The organism is Acinetobacter sp. USHLN143 (genome assembly GCF_037145695.1).
GTDB classification, from domain to species: domain Bacteria; phylum Pseudomonadota; class Gammaproteobacteria; order Pseudomonadales; family Moraxellaceae; genus Acinetobacter; species Acinetobacter fasciculus.
Window position 1 is genome coordinate 1 of record NZ_JBBCWZ010000244.1, and the last position, 347, is coordinate 347.

Sequence of the window (347 nt, forward strand, 5' to 3'; positions counted from 1 at the left end):
AATATACGTAAAGTCACTGACCCACAGTTGGTCAGGATGATCAGCAGTAAAATTACGTTTCACTAAATCATCTGCTCGTTTTTGGTCATCTCGGCTACGGGTGGTTTGTTTATTCTTACCACGCCAAACACCTTGTATACCTAGCTTTTGCATCAATCGAGCAACTGTACAACGTGCAATAATATAACCCTCACGTTTCAATTTTTGCCAAACTTTACGTACACCATATCGACCTGAACTTTCTTTCCAAATACGTTTGATTTGCTCTGCATGATGTAAATCATGCAGAGCACGTTTCGCTCGATGTTCTGGGTTATCAACGAGATCTAAAGCCCGATAATAGGTCG

1 protein-coding gene is annotated in these 347 nt (G+C 40.9%); it reads right to left on the bottom strand.

The genetic code is table 11. The features are described 5' to 3' along the window. Positions 1 to 347: IS3 family transposase (locus tag WFH18_RS17915; protein ID WP_336755427.1), on the bottom strand; the 347-nt coding region annotated here is incomplete at both ends.